16 protein-coding genes are annotated in these 14,930 nt (G+C 56.5%); 7 read left to right on the plus strand and 9 right to left on the minus strand.

What is annotated here, in order from left to right; all coding sequences use genetic code 11:
• Positions 1-99: 99 nt before the first annotated feature.
• Together SK47_RS09395 and SK47_RS09400 are read left to right on the plus strand one after the other, a co-directional pair.
• Positions 100-1,134, plus strand: a complete 1,035-nt coding sequence (locus SK47_RS09395; protein WP_048243989.1) for an LLM class flavin-dependent oxidoreductase — start codon at positions 100-102, stop codon at positions 1,132-1,134.
• Positions 1,127-2,074, plus strand: a complete 948-nt coding sequence (locus SK47_RS09400; RefSeq protein ID WP_017384558.1) for a zinc-dependent alcohol dehydrogenase family protein — start codon at positions 1,127-1,129, stop codon at positions 2,072-2,074. The genes SK47_RS09395 and SK47_RS09400 overlap by 8 nt, the downstream gene beginning before the upstream one ends.
• Here the strand turns inward: SK47_RS09400 and SK47_RS09405 are convergent.
• Positions 2,071-3,111, minus strand: a complete 1,041-nt coding sequence (locus SK47_RS09405) for an AI-2E family transporter (protein ID WP_003857467.1) — start codon at positions 3,109-3,111, stop codon at positions 2,071-2,073. The genes SK47_RS09400 and SK47_RS09405 overlap by 4 nt on opposite strands.
• Positions 3,112-3,532: 421 nt before the next feature.
• On the opposite strand from SK47_RS09405, the gene mdtJ reads away from it, so the two are divergent.
• Both mdtJ and mdtI read left to right on the plus strand, forming a co-directional pair.
• Positions 3,533-3,895: a multidrug/spermidine efflux SMR transporter subunit MdtJ gene (mdtJ, locus tag SK47_RS09410; protein WP_003857465.1), complete on the plus strand. Its 363-nt coding sequence runs from the start codon at positions 3,533-3,535 to the stop codon at positions 3,893-3,895.
• Positions 3,882-4,211 carry a multidrug/spermidine efflux SMR transporter subunit MdtI gene (gene mdtI, locus SK47_RS09415; protein WP_003857463.1) on the plus strand — a complete coding sequence of 110 codons (330 nt, stop codon included), beginning with the start codon at positions 3,882-3,884 and terminating at the stop codon, positions 4,209-4,211. The genes mdtJ and mdtI overlap by 14 nt, the downstream gene beginning before the upstream one ends.
• Before the next feature lie 5 nt (positions 4,212-4,216).
• Here the strand turns inward: mdtI and SK47_RS09420 are convergent, their stop codons facing one another.
• From SK47_RS09420 to SK47_RS09435, 5 genes are all read right to left on the minus strand, one after another.
• The gene (locus tag SK47_RS09420; RefSeq protein ID WP_003857461.1) at positions 4,217-5,038 is read right to left on the minus strand and encodes a trypsin-like serine peptidase; all 822 of its coding nucleotides are present in this window, start codon (positions 5,036-5,038) and stop codon (positions 4,217-4,219) included.
• 103 nt (positions 5,039-5,141) lie between these two features.
• Positions 5,142-5,225, minus strand: a complete 84-nt coding sequence (locus tag SK47_RS24455; protein ID WP_057979992.1) for a small membrane protein YdgU — start codon at positions 5,223-5,225, stop codon at positions 5,142-5,144.
• 92 nt (positions 5,226-5,317) lie between these two features.
• The gene (gene asr, locus SK47_RS09425; protein WP_003857459.1) at positions 5,318-5,623 is read right to left on the minus strand and encodes an acid resistance repetitive basic protein Asr; all 306 of its coding nucleotides are present in this window, start codon (positions 5,621-5,623) and stop codon (positions 5,318-5,320) included.
• 149 nt (positions 5,624-5,772) lie between these two features.
• Positions 5,773-7,257, minus strand: coding sequence for a carboxypeptidase M32 (locus SK47_RS09430; protein WP_048243991.1), 1,485 nt, complete (start codon positions 7,255-7,257; stop codon positions 5,773-5,775).
• A gap of 74 nt (positions 7,258-7,331) precedes the next feature.
• Positions 7,332-8,585, minus strand: a complete 1,254-nt coding sequence (locus tag SK47_RS09435; protein WP_003857455.1) for an MFS transporter — start codon at positions 8,583-8,585, stop codon at positions 7,332-7,334.
• Between the two features lie 121 nt (positions 8,586-8,706).
• On the opposite strand from SK47_RS09435, the gene SK47_RS09440 reads away from it, so the two are divergent.
• The 3 genes from SK47_RS09440 to bioD all read left to right on the plus strand — a co-directional run bounded on the left by SK47_RS09440 (position 8,707) and on the right by bioD (position 11,779).
• Complete coding sequence (locus SK47_RS09440) at positions 8,707-9,612, plus strand: LysR family transcriptional regulator (RefSeq protein ID WP_003857454.1); 906 nt, start codon at positions 8,707-8,709, stop codon at positions 9,610-9,612.
• A gap of 121 nt (positions 9,613-9,733) precedes the next feature.
• The gene (gene mlc / locus SK47_RS09445; RefSeq protein ID WP_003857451.1) at positions 9,734-10,954 is read left to right on the plus strand and encodes a sugar metabolism global transcriptional regulator Mlc; all 1,221 of its coding nucleotides are present in this window, start codon (positions 9,734-9,736) and stop codon (positions 10,952-10,954) included.
• Between the two features lie 129 nt (positions 10,955-11,083).
• Positions 11,084-11,779: a dethiobiotin synthase gene (bioD, locus tag SK47_RS09450; protein ID WP_015570628.1), complete on the plus strand. Its 696-nt coding sequence runs from the start codon at positions 11,084-11,086 to the stop codon at positions 11,777-11,779.
• On the opposite strand, the gene clcB is transcribed toward bioD, so the two are convergent.
• The 3 genes from clcB to osmW form a co-directional block, all read right to left on the minus strand.
• On the minus strand, positions 11,714-13,024 hold the full coding sequence (gene clcB / locus SK47_RS09455; RefSeq protein ID WP_048243993.1) for a voltage-gated ClC-type chloride channel ClcB: 1,311 nt from the start codon (positions 13,022-13,024) through the stop codon (positions 11,714-11,716). The two genes, bioD and clcB, sit on opposite strands and share 66 nt — an antisense overlap.
• Positions 13,025-13,129: 105 nt before the next feature.
• Positions 13,130-14,278 (minus strand): osmoprotectant ABC transporter ATP-binding protein OsmV, encoded by a 1,149-nt coding sequence (gene osmV, locus SK47_RS09460; RefSeq protein WP_003857446.1) that lies wholly within the window; start codon positions 14,276-14,278, stop codon positions 13,130-13,132.
• Positions 14,278-14,925, minus strand: a complete 648-nt coding sequence (gene osmW, locus SK47_RS09465; protein WP_006808875.1) for an osmoprotectant ABC transporter permease OsmW — start codon at positions 14,923-14,925, stop codon at positions 14,278-14,280. Before osmW ends, osmV begins: the two co-directional genes overlap by 1 nt.
• Positions 14,926-14,930 lie beyond the last annotated feature (5 nt).

The raw sequence follows: 14,930 nt of genomic DNA on the forward strand, positions 1-14,930 counted from the left end.
TCAGTTTATTTGAAGCATTCCGTTAAATAATCACCATTTATTCTCATCCGTTAATGCGTAGAGTAGGGATAACGCAATGCTTTATCAGGATACTCCACTATGAAAAAGATTGGATTTTTGTCGTTTGGTCACTGGACGCCGTCACCCCAGTCCGGCACGCGAACCGCGGCTGACACGCTGCTACAGTCCATCGATCTGGCGGTCGCAGCCGAAGAGCTGGGCGCGGACGGGGCTTATTTCCGTGTGCACCACTTTGCCCGCCAGCTCAGTTCGCCATTCCCCTTGCTGGCTGCAATAGGCGCGAAAACCAAACGCATCGAAATCGGGACGGGCGTGATCGACATGCGGTATGAAAATCCGCTGTATATGGCGGAAGATGCTGGCGCGGCAGATCTCATCTCCGGCGGGCGATTACAGCTTGGTATCAGCCGGGGTTCCCCGGAGCAGGTGATTGATGGCTGGCGTTATTTTGGTTACGTGCCGCAGGAAGGGGAAACCGAATCTGATATGGCGCGCCGCCACACTGAGGTACTGCTTGATGTATTACGCGGTGAAGGGTTTGCAAAGCCTAACCCACAGCCGATGTTCCCAAACCCGCCGGGATTGTTGCGTCTGGAGCCGCATTCAGAAGGCTTACGCGATCGTATCTGGTGGGGGGCTGGCTCTAATGCAACGGCAGTATGGGCGGCAAAACTGGGGATGAACCTGCAAAGCTCAACGCTGAAAGATGATGAAACCGGCGAGCCGTTCCATATTCAGCAGGCAAAACAGATCCGTGCCTACCGACAGGCCTGGGCTGAGGCAGGGCATACCCGTCAGCCACGCGTTTCGGTCAGCCGCAGTATTTTTGCCCTGATGGACGATCGCGACCGGATGTATTTCGGTTCAAGCCGCAATGAAAGCGACAGCGTGGGCTATCTGGATGAGAAAACGCGGGCCATTTTCGGACGCAGCTATGCCGCAGAGCCAGACAAGCTGATTGAACAGTTGAAAAAGGATGAAGCGATCGCGGAAGCGGATACGCTGTTACTTACCGTGCCGAATCAGCTGGGCGTGGAATACAACGCACATGTGATCGAGTCCATCCTGAAACATGTCGCACCGGAAATGGGATGGCGCGATCGCAATGCTTAATCTGGCCCTCTGGTATCGCCGGTTTGGTGAGCCTGAATCGGTACTGCAAGCGGAAACTACACCATTGTCGCCGCGACAGCCGGGAGAGATACGTGTGCGCATGCTTTTTTCCCCGGTGAACGCCTCCGATCTCATCCCCATCACCGGGGCATATCGCCATCGCACGCCGCTGCCTGCGATAGCCGGTTATGAAGGGGTCGGAATAGTGACCGAAACGCCCGCCGCTTATCCGGCGCTGCTGGGCAAGCGGGTCCTGCCGTTACGGGGGCAGGGAACCTGGCAGCGCTATGTCGACTGCCCGGCGGCGTATGCGGTTCCCGTCCCGGACGACGTCGACTCGCTACTTGCCGCGCGGGCGTATATCAACCCGCTTGCCGCACAGATGATGCTGGACCGCTATCCTCCGGTCGGGAAAACGGTGCTGCTCACCGCTGCCGGTTCTGACTGCGCCGTTCTGCTCGGGCAATGGGCACGCCAGGCGGGTGCGGAGGCGGTTTACGGGATCCATCGTTCGCCCGTGCACGCTCAACGTCTGGCTGAAATGGGGATCGTCCCGATTGCGCAACATGATACGACCGCCGTCAACGCTGCCGCCGCGCAAGCGGAGGTGGTGTACGACGCCACGGGCGGCAGTCTGGCGGAGACGATCCTTAGCGTGATGCCCGAAACCGGCACCTTTGTCTGCTACGGGCTACTCTCCGGGCAGACCTTCCGGCAGCAGCGGCCGTTGCCGCGCGTGGCGTGGTTTCACATTCGTAACTATCTGGACGCGCTGAGCGCTGAGGCGTGGCAGGCGGAGTTTCGGCGCATCTGGCCTAAACTGCGCGCCAGCCAGTGCAGCGATGTCACCCTCTACCCGCTGTCGGAATGGCAGCGGGCAGTGGGCAACTATCGCGAAGCGGGAAGAACGGGCAAGCCCATGCTGTCAATGGACAATTAATCGGCCTTATGGCTCATGTCGCTCAGCAGTACAGCGATACTTTGTCCACCGGCGGTCTGCTCGAGGCCAATTTTGACAATAATTGTCAGCGGAACGGAGAGCAGCATGCCGACAGGCCCGAGCAGCCAGCCCCAGAAAATCAGGGACAGGAACACAACAAGGGTTGAAAGCCCCAGCCCGCGTCCCATTATCCGTGGTTCGAGAATGTTCCCGAAGACAAGGTTAATCACCAGATAGCCTGCCAGCAGAATCAGGGCATCATACAAACCGCTGAAAACCAGCACCTGAAGGATAGGGGGGATCGCCGCCAGCACGGAGCCGATGTTAGGAATATAGTTGAGCGCAAAGGCCAGCAGCCCCCAGACAAAGGCAAAACGCACATCCAGCGCGGCGAGCATCCCCCAGACCACTAATCCCGTCACCAGGCTGATGGCCGTTTTCAGCACCAGATAGCGTGAAACGCTGTCGAGCGCGCGCTGAATGGCGCCCATTCCCTCTACCGGACGCACCATGATGTGCTGGAGCTTTGCAGGCAGCTGTGGAACTTCCAGCAGCATAAACACAACCGTCAGGAACAGCAGGAAAATCGAGGTCATGGCGTTGGAGAGTTGTGCCAGCAGGCTGGTGACAATCGTCATGGCGGCATTCGGATCGATATATTTAAGCAGTTCCTCAACCGAGACTTCGATACCCGCGCGTTGCAGCCAGGGTTCAATTTGCAGCAGCGGGGTCGCCAGGGAAGAGCGGTATGTCGGTAGCGTCCGCGCCAGCTCGTTCAGGGAGGTTCCCAGATAGGCGACTAACAGCACCATCGCAACGATAATAATACTGATAAGCAGGCTTATCGCCAGCACACGCGGGATGCGCAGCCGCACCATTCGCTGCACCAGTGGATTGAGGATCACCGCGATAAAAAGCGCCAGGATAAAAGGCACGATGATATCGGCCGCAAAACGAACGCCGGTCAGAATGATCACCAGCATGCCCAGCATGATGACGATCTTAAGCCCGTTGAGGGTGATAATAGGTTTGGCCATGGACGTTCCTGAACAGTTTTTTATTTATAATAGAGGGGAAAGCGGATTAAAAAAACTAACCAAAATCAAACAGACTGGGTAAAGAAATGAAAAGGCTTTGAGTAAATTCCTGGCTTATGATACAAATCAGGCGTGTTCAACTACCGAGGACAATTTTCATCCGCAAAGACGAGAAGCAACACCGCGGATAATTGTAATTTTATGGACAATTTGTTCAGGACGTATTTTTCAAACAACTCTGCTCTGTTTTCAACCTCCCTCTGCCTGCTTTCTGGTGAGCAACACTGGCGTTCCGCGCTATAGTCACGTCTTCTGCCTGAGCTGGCGCTATGCGCTTAGCTAACTGATTTAATTCCCAATTTTTTGGTTTGCTGTCCGCAGCGAGCCTCGATGGATTATATTCTCAAGCAGGAGAAAAAACATGTTTTACTGGATTTTATTAGCTCTGGCGATCGTCGCTGAAATTACCGGCACCTTGTCGATGAAATGGGCGAGCGTGAGTGATGGCAGCACCGGTTTTATTTTGATGCTGGTCATGATTACGCTTTCCTATATTTTCCTCTCTTTCGCGGTTAAAAAAATCGCGCTGGGCGTGGCATACGCATTGTGGGAAGGTGTTGGTATTTTATTGATTACGCTGTTTAGCGTCATGTTATTTGATGAAACCCTGACGACAATGAAAATTGCCGGGCTGACGACCCTGGTCGCGGGTATCGTGCTGATTAAATCGGGTACACGCAAACCGGCAAAACAGCAGAAGGAGCAGACCCATGCAGCAGTTTGAATGGATCCACGCGGCCTGGCTGGCTTTCGCCATCGTTCTGGAAATTATTGCGAACGTCTTTCTGAAGTTTTCCGACGGTTTTCGTCGCAAAGCCTACGGCCTGTTATCGATTGCCGCGGTTCTGGGGGCGTTTAGCGCCCTGTCGCAGGCGGTGAAAGGCATCGATCTGTCCGTGGCCTATGCGCTGTGGGGTGGCTTCGGTATTGCCGCCACCCTGGCGGCAGGCTGGATTATGTTCGGGCAGCGTTTAAACAATAAAGGCTGGATAGGGCTGGTATTACTGCTCGCCGGCATGATCATGATTAAACTGGCCTGAGTGACCTACTGCTGCGCCAGGGCTTCCAGCCGGTCGCGAAAACCGGTCACCGACAACGCCCGGTTATCGGCGCGCCAGCGGTCTTTCGCCGCTGGCGCAGAACTTTGAACGCCAATCAGCTGCCAGCCGTTATCGGTTTTTAACATCAGCGGCGATCCGCTATCACCCGGTAGCGTATCGCACTGATGCGACAGCACGCTGTTTTGCGCCCAACCCGTCACCACGCAGTCCGTATGGGTGTACAGCGAATCGAGGTGATCAACAGGGTAGCCTGACTGCGTTACTTTTCGATCGGCGGCTTTCAGGGCGGCGGTGAGCGCGGCTTTATCGCCATCAAAGAGCGGCAGCGGGGTGATCCCGGACGGCGGATAACGTAAAACGATCAGCCCGAAATCCCAGGAGGCCGCCCCGGGCGGCACAATCCAGCCATCACCATCCGGTTTCAGGCGTTTGCCAAGCGACGGATCCACCCGCCCCTCAATACCGTGAATTTCGTAGCGCCATATTCCTTTTTGCGACACAAAGCGCAGGGCGATCGCTTTATCCGGTTTGCCTTCAGGCGGCATTAACAGGCAATGACCCGCCGTCAGCGCAAGGCGTGGCGTAATGAGGGTTGCAGTACATAAATTGCCGCTGGCGGTTTCCAGTTGCCCGATGGCATCCCAGGGCGATTCGGTAGGATCGGTGACACGCGTACGATCGTCATGACCAAAAAACAGCGTCTTTACCTCTTTGGCGCTAATGGCGTCATCGTCGCCATCATCCGCATGTGAAAAGCCAGCAAAAAGGCTAAACGTTCCCAGTAACAACACAACAGATTTACGCATATCACACTCTGGTGGGGGGTAATTATGATTATTAAAAGTGATCCCTATAAAAATACTATAGACGCGACGGCGAGAAAGTGGGAGTAAAATCAGCGTGCTACATTCAGGAAAGATAAAAGTGGCTGGCGATGAGCGCGCATAAAATTAGCAGGATAAGAATGAACTCAAACCGATAGCGCCGCAGCATACGCCCTCCGGATAAAAAAACGGCGCTGACCGCAAACCCGTTCAGCGCCGGTTTACCAACGTGCCCCGAAGGGCACGGTTAAGCTTGTACTCTTACGCTGCTGGCTGTGCAGCAGGTTTAGCCGCTTCGTGTTTTGCTGCTTTTTTATGATGCTTTTTAGCCGCCTGGGCTTTCTGCTCTACCGCTGGTTTTGCCGCTTTTTTGTGGTGCTTTTTAGCGGCCTGCGCTTTCTGTTCTGCCGCTGGTTTAGCCGCTTTGTGATGTTTTTTATGGTGAACCGTTTTGGCCGGAGCAGCGGTGGAAGCCGCAGGCGCTGCGGTGGCGGTAGTTTCAGCCGCGAATGCAGCGGAAGACAGACCCATAGCAGCGGCAACAACCAGAGCTAATACTTTTTTCATTTTCATACCCTCGAATTTGGTTTTTCATTTAACCCCACTGCGGGGCCGTTGAAATAACTATATCCCTGTAAATTCGGGGTTTCCGTGAGTGATTGGTATCGGCGTGTAACCGTATGTACAACGCCGGGGTGGACCCCCGGCGCGTTCGGTTACAGATAGCGGGACGTCAGGTGTTCGCGGAAGTAGCGGATATTCAGGTCTTCGCCCGTGGCCTGGGTGATGAGCTGCGATGTGCTGAAACGGCTGCCGTGCTGCCAGATATTCTGACGCAGCCAGTCAAACAGTGCTGAGAAATCGCCCCCGGCAATGGATGTCTGCAACCCGGGCAGCGCAGTTTTGGCGGCATGGAACAGCTGTGCCGCATACATTGCCCCCAGCGTGTAAGACGGGAAGTAGCCAAAACCGCCGTCGGTCCAGTGGATATCCTGCATACAGCCGTTGCGATAGTTATCTTTGGTGGATAACCCAAGCCAGGCCTGCATTTTCTCATCCCATAACGCGGGAATATCATCGACTTCAATTTCGCCATTGATTAGCGCGCGCTCGATCTCATAGCGCAGCACCACATGCGCCGGATAGCTCACTTCATCCGCATCAACGCGGATGTAGCCCGGCTTCACGCGCTGGTTCCAGGCAATGAAATTCTCTTCGCTGAATGCCGCCTGGCTGCCGAAACGGGCATGAACCGCCGGAAGCAGATGCTTCAGGAAAGCGTCGCTGCGGCCTAGCTGCATTTCAAAGAACAAGCTTTGGGATTCATGGATCGCCGTAGAGCGCGCCAGCGCAACGGGCTGACCGGCCCATGCTCGCGGAAGGTTTTGCTCGTAGCGGGCATGTCCGGTTTCGTGGATCACGCCGAAAAGCGCGCTGAGCAGTTCATCTTCATCGTAACGCGTGGTGATACGCACATCTTCCGGCACGCCGCCGCAGAACGGGTGGGCGCTAACGTCCAGACGACCGCCGTTAAAATCGAAGCCAAGCATTTTCATCGCTTCCAGGCCCAGCTCGCGCTGCGTGGCGGTCGGGAAGGGACCCTGTGGCGGAACGAACGATCGTTGAGCCTGTTTTTCCACAACCTTTGCCAGCAACTCCGGTAGCCAGGACTTCAGATCGCCGAACAGCACATCCAGGCGAGCGCTGGTCATGTCGGGTTCAAAGATATCCAGCAGCGCGTCGTAAGGCGTGCAGCCTTTAGCCTCAGCGCGCAGGCGGGCTTCTTCACGACTGAGTTTCACCACCTCTTTCAGGTTGGCTGAAAAGCCCTGCCAGTCGTTGGCCGGACGCTGAGTGCGCCACGCGTGTTCACACCTGCTGCCCGCCAGCGATTTGGCCTCCACCAGCGATTCCGGCAGTAAAGTTGCCTGCTGGTAGTGGCGCGTCATTTCACGCAGGTTGGCCAGCTCAACGTCGTTCAGATCTTCGTCTGCCGCCGCCGCCAGCCATTCACCCACTTTTTTATCGGTCAGGATCTGATGTTGCAGGACGCTCATCTCCGCCAGCGCTTCACCGCGCGCGGCGCTGCCGCCTGGCGGCATCATGGTGAACATGTCCCAGCTGGCGATGGAGGAGAGGTGAGAGAAGCGGGAGAGGCGCTGGAAGGTGCGGGTGAGTTGTTGATAGTTATTGTTTTTCATGAAGTCCTCGTGTCTGAATCAGCCGATGACAAAAATTAGCATCGGCTCGATTTAAACACGAAGAGGGCTGAATGTTAATGCAGTCGTTTATGCAGGCTCGCGCCCACCAGCAGTGCCGCGCACAGCATCAGCGCGATAAATCCGCCCACGCCGTTCCAGCCGTAGTTATGCCAGAACACCCCGCCGAGCGTACCGGCTATGCTGGAACCAAGATAGTAACTGAACAGATACAGTGACGAAGCCTGACCTTTAGCGCGGCGCGCGCGTGGGCCAATCCAGCTGCTGGCAACGGAATGCGCGGCAAAGAAGCCCGCAGAGAAGAGCAGCATTCCGGCAAAAATCAGCCACAGGGAAGAGAAAAGCGTCATCAGCAGTCCGAACAGCATCACGGCGGTGGATACCAGCATCACCGGACCACGGCCGAAGCGCGCGGTCATGGCGCCCGCTTTTGGCGAACTCCATGTCCCGGTGAGATATGCCACAGAGAGCAAACCCACTAATGCCTGGCTAAGATGCCACGGTGAAAGCATCAGACGATAGCCAATGTAGTTGAACAGCGTCACGAACGAGCCCATCAGCAGGAAACCGGTCAGGAACAAACGGGGCAGCCCTTGATCGCGCCAGTGCAGGCGAAAGTTGATAAATAACGTTTTCGGACGCAGGGAGGTCGGGCGGAAATGGCGCGATTCCGGCAGGATTTTCCAGAACATCAGCGCCGAAGCGAGGGCGAAGCAGCCGATAACGGCCAGCGCAATGCGCCAGTTAAAGAAATCAGTAAACACACCGCTGAGCAGGCGTCCGCTCATCCCGCCGATAGAGTTCCCGCTAATGTACAGCCCCATGGAGAAGGCCACGAAACTCGGGTGGATCTCCTCGCTGAGATAGGTCATCCCGACCGCCGCCACGCCGCTCAGGGATAACCCAATCAGCGCGCGCATGATCAGAATGCCGTGCCAGCTGGTCATCATGGTGGACAACAAGGTACACACGGAGGCCAGCATTAACGCCGTTACCATGACCTGCTTACGCCCGATGGCATCCGAAAGTGGCCCGGTGAACAGCAGACCGATCGCCAGCATCCCGGTTGAAATGGAGAGCGAAATACTGCTGCTGGCTGGCGACACGCCAAATTCATGCGACAGGACCGGCAGGATCGGCTGAACGCAGTAGAGCAGGGCGAAAGTGGCGAGACCCGCTGAGAAGAGCGCCAGCGTGACGCGCATAAACTGGGGGGTACCACGTTTAATAAACTGAACCGGCTGCGGTGCTGCGGGTAAATCATCAATGTCGCTGGCCGGCGCGATATCAACGGTCGTTGTACGGCTCACACATAATCCTTGCTTAAACATCCCCGTGGTTTCTGGTGACGGGTATGACCACAAGATTAGGGTAGGAAAATGTAAATATTCTGTCTAATATATTAATAATCTCAAATGATACTTTAAAAATATGAATATCGAGCTGCGCCATCTACGCTATTTTGTCGCCGTCGCCGAAGAGCTGCATTTTGGTCGTGCGGCGGCAAGGCTGAATATCTCTCAGCCACCGCTAAGCCAGCAGATACAGATCCTGGAGCAGCAGGTCGGGGCGCGTCTGCTGGCGCGAACCAACCGCAGCGTGAGCCTGACGGCGGCGGGAAAACAGTTTCTTGCCGATAGCCGACAAATCCTGAGTATGGTGGAGGACGCCGCCGCCAGAGCGGAACGGCTTTATCTCGGGGAGACGGGAGAGCTGCGCATCGGGTTTACCTCATCGGCCCCCTTTATCAGCGCTGTTTCACAAACGCTATCTTCGTTTCGCCGTAACTTTCCGGATGTGCATATTCAGACGCGCGAAATAAATACTCGCGAGCAGATATCGCCGCTTAACGAAGGATCGCTCGATCTGGGGCTGATGCGTAACACGCAGTTGCCTGATACCCTGGCGTGGCAGGTGATCCTGCGCGAACCGCTGATGGCGATGATCCCCCGGGATCATCCGCTCGCCGCGCAGCACAGCGTCACGCTGGCTGAACTGGCGAAAGAGCCATTTGTCTTTTTTGACCCACAGGTGGGAACCGGGTTGTATGACGATATTCTTGGTTTGATGCGGCGATATGGCCTTGTCCCGACTATCGCGCAGGAGGTGGGGGAAGCCATGACGATCATTGGTCTCGTTGCCGCAGGGCTTGGCGTTTCGATTCTCCCGGCCTCGTTTAAACGGGTACAATTGCCGGAAATGCGCTGGGTGAAGATAGCCGAGCAGGATGCAGTCTCAGAGATGTGGCTGGTGTGGTCTAAACATCATGAACAGAGCCATGCGGCACAGCGTTTCAAAGAACAATTAATTACCGCTTCTCGCGGGCGTTATTTATAGGGAAAAGTGGGCGAAAATGTGCAGTAAATCACATGGCTAAGTAAAAATTTGACGTCAGCCATTGAAGTGCTTCACCATAGCCCTCAGTTTATTTCGAAGCTCGAAAATAAGGGAGTACGAGGTGGTTGCTGATAGTCAGCCAGGGCATATCGATCAGATCAAGCAGACCAACGCGGGCGCCGTTTATCGCCTGATTGATCAGCTTGGTCCGGTTTCGCGTATCGATCTTTCGCGCCTGGCACAACTGGCACCCGCCAGTATTACCAAGATTGTCCGCGAAATGCTGGAAGCCCATCTGGTTCAGGAGACAGAAATTCAGGAGCCGGGCAGTCGTGGCCGTCCGGCGGTAGGGCTTGTGGTGGAAACGGAAGCCTGGCACTACCTGTCGCTGCGGATTAGCCGCGGGGAAATCTTCCTCGCGCTGCGCGACCTCAGCAGCAAGCTGGTGGTGGAAGACCGGCTGGAACTCCCGCTTAATGCAGAGCAACCACTTCTCGATGCCATTCTGACCCACATCGACCAGTTCTTTATTCGTCACCAGCAGCGTCTTGAACGTTTAACGGCGATTGCGATCACCCTGCCGGGAATTATTGATACCGAAAATGGCATTGTGCACCGCATGCCGTTTTATGAAAACGTCAAAGAGATGCCGCTGGGCGACGTGCTGGAAAACCACACCGGTGTACCGGTCTACATTCAGCATGATATCAGCGCCTGGACGATGGCGGAGGCGTTGTTTGGCGCTTCCCGGGGCGCGCGCGACGTGATTCAGGTGGTGATTGATCATAACGTTGGCGCTGGTGTGATTACCGACGGGCGTCTGTTGCATGCTGGCAGCAGTAGCCTGGTGGAGATCGGCCATACGCAGGTCGATCCGTACGGAAAACGCTGCTACTGCGGTAACCATGGCTGTCTGGAGACGATTGCCAGCGTCGAAAGCGTGCTGGAGCTGGCGCAAGTGCGGCTCAGCCAGTCGATGAGCTCCACGCTGCACGGTCAACCGTTAAGCGTCGAGGCACTGTGCGCTGCGGCAAGGCAGGGCGATCTGCTGGCGAAGGACATTATTACCGGCGTGGGCAATAATGTCGGGCGCATTCTGGCCATTATGGTGAATCTGTTTAACCCGCAAAAAATACTGATCGGCTCCCCGCTCAGCCAGGCGGCGGATATCCTCTTTCCGGCGATTTCCGCCTGCATCAATCAGCAGGCGCTTCCCGCGTACAGTAAAAACATCGTGGTCGAAAGTACGCAATTTTCCAACCAGGGCACCATGGCCGGCGCCGCGCTGGTAAAAGATGCGATGTACAACGGCTCGTTACTGATTCGTTTGCTACAGGGCTAACTCTTTTCCAGAGATGTACGAAAAATTGCGCTATCTCAAGCCCGGTAGCGCACGCATCCCGTAGACTTTCCCCACTGAATTATTTACCTGGTTTATATTTTGAAGCATACCCAAGAGGTGGAATGAGTCATGCTTAAGCGTTTCTTTATTACTGGTACGGATACGTCTGTCGGGAAGACAGTCGTATCCCGCGCGTTACTCCAGGCCCTGGCGGCAAGCGGTAAACGCGTTGCAGGATACAAGCCGGTTGCAAAAGGCAGTAAAGAGACGCCAGAAGGGCTGCGCAATAAGGACGCCCTGGTTCTGCAAAGCGTCTCGTCTCTGGAACTGCCTTATGATGCCGTCAATCCTATCGCGTTAAGCGAAGAGGAAAGCAGCGTCGCTCACAGTGGGCTTATCAACTACAGCCTGCTTTCTGATGGCCTGGCAAATCTGAGTGAAAAGGTTGACCACGTTGTCGTTGAAGGGACCGGTGGCTGGCGCAGCCTGATGAACGATTTACGTCCCCTTTCCGAATGGGTGGTGCAGGAGCAATTGCCGGTGATTATGGTCGTGGGCATCCAGGAAGGGTGCATCAACCATGCCTTGCTGACGGCGCAGGCTATCGCTAATGACGGCCTGCCGCTGATTGGTTGGGTGGCGAATCGTATTAACCCGGGCCTTGCGCACTACGCTGAAATCATCGACGTGCTGAGCAAAAAGCTGCCTGGCCCGCTGGTGGGCGAACTGCCTTATCTGCCCCGCGCAGAGCAGCGCGAATTAGCGCACTATATCGATCTCTCGGCTTTCGGCGGTATGCTGGCCGTAGATCGAGTCGTGGCGTAGCGTTCTCGACAATACCGACGCCACAACACAGGCAACCAGCAAACCGGGAAGTAAAAAATACTGCCCGGTCATCTCACAGACCATCAAGGCCGACATGATTGGCGCATGCGTTGTGGCGGCGAGCAGCGTCGCCATTCCCGCCAGCCCAAGCAGGATCGCCGTCTCAGAGCCAGGAAACCACAGCGCAAAGATCTGCGCAAACAGCATTCCCGTTGCCATACCAACGAACAAGGTTGGCGTGAACACGCCTCCCGGCGCGCCGGACCCGCTGCTTGCCAGTACCGCCAGCAGCTTGCAAATAAAGACGCCAGCAATCACCGACAGCAGCGGCGGCGACTGCAAAAACGCCTGAACCACGCTATAGCCATTCCCCCATACTTTTGGCGTCAGCAGCGACAGCAGCCCGACGATCAGACCACCCAGCGCCAGCTGCCACGGCGGTGAGAGTTTGAGACGCAGAAACAGCCTGTGGCTGGCCGCCATCAGCCACATCAGCAGCGGGCCGCAAACGCCAGCCAGCAGGCCCACGCCAACGATCAGGAAATAATCCACCGCCGTAAGCATCTCGCTGAGATGGACATCATATAGCGTATTCGCGCCGGGACTTAACAGGCGCGTGGTCAGCAGGGCCACTACAGCGGCAATCACCACCGGGCCGAGGGAGGCCAGCATCAGCGTGCCAAACAGGATCTCTGCGATAAACAGGCTGCCCGCCAGCGGCGCATGATAGGCGCTGGCCATCCCGGCGGCGGCACCGCAGGCGATCCACAGTTTCCATTCGGATTTTGGCGTACAACGTTGTGCAAAAAAGGAGGCGGCGAGGGCGGCGAGCAGGATCATGGCGCCTTCACGGCCGATGGCGCTGCCGCTGGCGACCACCAGCAACGACGCGAGGGACTTCACCAGGCTGGCGCCGTAATCAAACTGGCCGTCACCCGTCTCAAGCGCTTCCATATAATCGGTCGGGGCGTGGGGACGTTGTGCCGTCATGCGCTGCCATCCCCACAGCAGCATCCCCGCGGCCAGACCACCTAGCGCAGGCGTCAGCGCCCGCCGCCAGGGCGATAACGCGGCTGCGGCGTTCACCAGATTTCCGCTTTCGTTGCTGAGAAATAGCCACTCCAGCAGATACATGCTGTGGCGGAACACCGCAACGGCCAGCGCCGCCAGCACGCCGGTGACGGTAGCAATCAGGAGACGACGAAACATCGCGCGGATGTCGGGGTAAGCGTGAAGACGTTGCATGAAGTCGTGATTTAACGGGGACGATACAATATTGTGGCGGTAAATCGGGAGGTTAGCAAAAGGTATGCGTGCGGAAAAAGGCCGGGCAGTACCCGGCCTGAATGCTTAACTCTCGCTATGAATATTCAACGCCCGGCGCGTACGCCCTGAGCTCAAATACTCCGCAATATAATCCTGAGATATTTCGCCGTTATAGCGTCCGTCCTCGTCCACAATCGGCATCCAGCTGGTGTTGCTCTCATACAGGCGAGAAAGCACCACGCGCAGGTTATCCTCGGCCTTACCGGTCATACGGAACGGATGCAGAATATCCCCGCAGCTGCCGCTGGCGTTACGCGCTTCGCGGCGCTTCACAAAGCCGAGCGGTTTGCCGTGCTCATCAACCACGGTAATGGCGCGAATATCGTTGTCATCCATGGTGGCGAAGGCCTCCGGCAGCGGCGTCGATTCGCGTACCGTAATGGTAGGCTGCTGGTCGGTGACGTCGCCCGCCGATACCAGCAGCAGGCGTTTCAACGTCCGGTCCTGACCAACAAACGAGCCGACAAACTCATTCGCCGGTTTCGCCAGCAGCTCGTCCGGGCTGGCGCACTGCACGATACGTCCCTGACGGAAGACGGCAATACGGTCGCCCAGCTTCAGCGCTTCGTCAATATCGTGGCTCACCAGCATCACGGTCTTTTTCAGCTTGCGCTGCATCTCCAGGAACTGGTTCTGGATCACCTCACGGTTAATCGGGTCGACCGCGCCGAACGGTTCATCCATCAGCAGGACCGGAGGATCGGCTGCCAGCGCGCGGATGACGCCGATGCGCTGCTGCTGGCCGCCGGACATTTCACGCGGATAGCGGTGAAGGAATTTATGCGGATCCATTGCCACCATATCCATCAGCTCTTCGGCACGGGATTTACAGCGTGCCTTGTCCCAGCCCAGCATGCGCGGCACGACGGTAATGTTCTCTTCGATGGTCATGTTCGGGAACAGGCCAATCTGCTGGATCACGTAGCCAATGTTGCGGCGCAGGGTCACGGTGTCCATTCCGCTGGTGTCTTCGCCGTTAATCAGGATTGTCCCGCTACTTGGCGTAATGAGACGGTTGATCATCTTCAGTGTAGTGGTTTTCCCGCAGCCGGACGGGCCGAGCAGCACGCACATTTCCCCTTCAGGCACGTTCAGGTTGACGTTGTCGACGGCCTTAAACGTCTGGCCGTGTTTCTGTGAAAATTGTTTGGTGAGGTTTTCCAGTTTTATCATTATCGAATCCCCTTCGGAGTCAGTACCACCTGCAAACGGTGCAGCAACCAGTCGAGCACAATCGCTAAAAGACAAATCATCAGCGCGCCCGCAATCAACATACGAATATCACTCCCGCCAATACCGTTAAGCAGCAGCAGGCCCAGCCCGCCCGCACCGATCACGGCGGCAATCGCCATGACGCCGATGTTCATTACCACGGCGGTGCGGATGCCGCCAAAAATCACCGGCAGCGCCATCGGGATTTCCACCCAGCGCAGACGCTGCCAGAAGGTCATGCCGATGCCGCGTCCCGCTTCTCGCAGGCCGGGGGGCAGGCTGTCGAGCGCCGTATGGGTGTTACGCACAATCGGCAGCAGCGAATAGAGGAACACCGCAGTAATCGCGGGCAGGGCGCCAATGCCCTGACCGATCAGCGAAAAGAGCGGGATCATCAGGCCGAAAAGCGCAATTGACGGGATGGTGAGCACAATGGTGGCAATCCCCAGCACCGGCGTTGCCAGCCATTTATGGCGGACAATTAAAATGCCCAGCGGCACGCCAATAATAATCGCCAGGCCGACGGCGAGTGCCACCAGCCACAGGTGTTGCAGCGTCAGGGTTAAGAGATAGTCCCAGTTGTCGAGAATATAGTGAATCGTCTCCATAGCGC

This window comes from Enterobacter sp. BWH52, assembly GCF_001037565.1.
GTDB lineage: Bacteria > Pseudomonadota > Gammaproteobacteria > Enterobacterales > Enterobacteriaceae > Enterobacter > Enterobacter hormaechei_C.

Coding starts and splice junctions, on each gene's coding strand:
- SK47_RS09420 (WP_003857461.1), bottom strand. CDS start 5,038: ATGCGTAAATCTGTTGTGTTGTTACTGGGAACGTTTAGCCTTTTTGCT.
- clcB (WP_048243993.1), bottom strand. CDS start 13,024: ATGCAACGTCTTCACGCTTACCCCGACATCCGCGCGATGTTTCGTCGT.
- SK47_RS09395 (WP_048243989.1), top strand. CDS start 100: ATGAAAAAGATTGGATTTTTGTCGTTTGGTCACTGGACGCCGTCACCC.
- bioD (WP_015570628.1), top strand. CDS start 11,084: ATGCTTAAGCGTTTCTTTATTACTGGTACGGATACGTCTGTCGGGAAG.
- mdtJ (WP_003857465.1), top strand. CDS start 3,533: ATGTTTTACTGGATTTTATTAGCTCTGGCGATCGTCGCTGAAATTACC.
- SK47_RS09400 (WP_017384558.1), top strand. CDS start 1,127: ATGCTTAATCTGGCCCTCTGGTATCGCCGGTTTGGTGAGCCTGAATCG.
- SK47_RS24455 (WP_057979992.1), bottom strand. CDS start 5,225: ATGCTGCGGCGCTATCGGTTTGAGTTCATTCTTATCCTGCTAATTTTA.
- osmW (WP_006808875.1), bottom strand. CDS start 14,925: ATGGAGACGATTCACTATATTCTCGACAACTGGGACTATCTCTTAACC.
- SK47_RS09430 (WP_048243991.1), bottom strand. CDS start 7,257: ATGAAAAACAATAACTATCAACAACTCACCCGCACCTTCCAGCGCCTC.
- SK47_RS09405 (WP_003857467.1), bottom strand. CDS start 3,111: ATGGCCAAACCTATTATCACCCTCAACGGGCTTAAGATCGTCATCATG.
- SK47_RS09440 (WP_003857454.1), top strand. CDS start 8,707: ATGAATATCGAGCTGCGCCATCTACGCTATTTTGTCGCCGTCGCCGAA.
- osmV (WP_003857446.1), bottom strand. CDS start 14,278: ATGATAAAACTGGAAAACCTCACCAAACAATTTTCACAGAAACACGGC.
- asr (WP_003857459.1), bottom strand. CDS start 5,623: ATGAAAAAAGTATTAGCTCTGGTTGTTGCCGCTGCTATGGGTCTGTCT.
- mdtI (WP_003857463.1), top strand. CDS start 3,882: ATGCAGCAGTTTGAATGGATCCACGCGGCCTGGCTGGCTTTCGCCATC.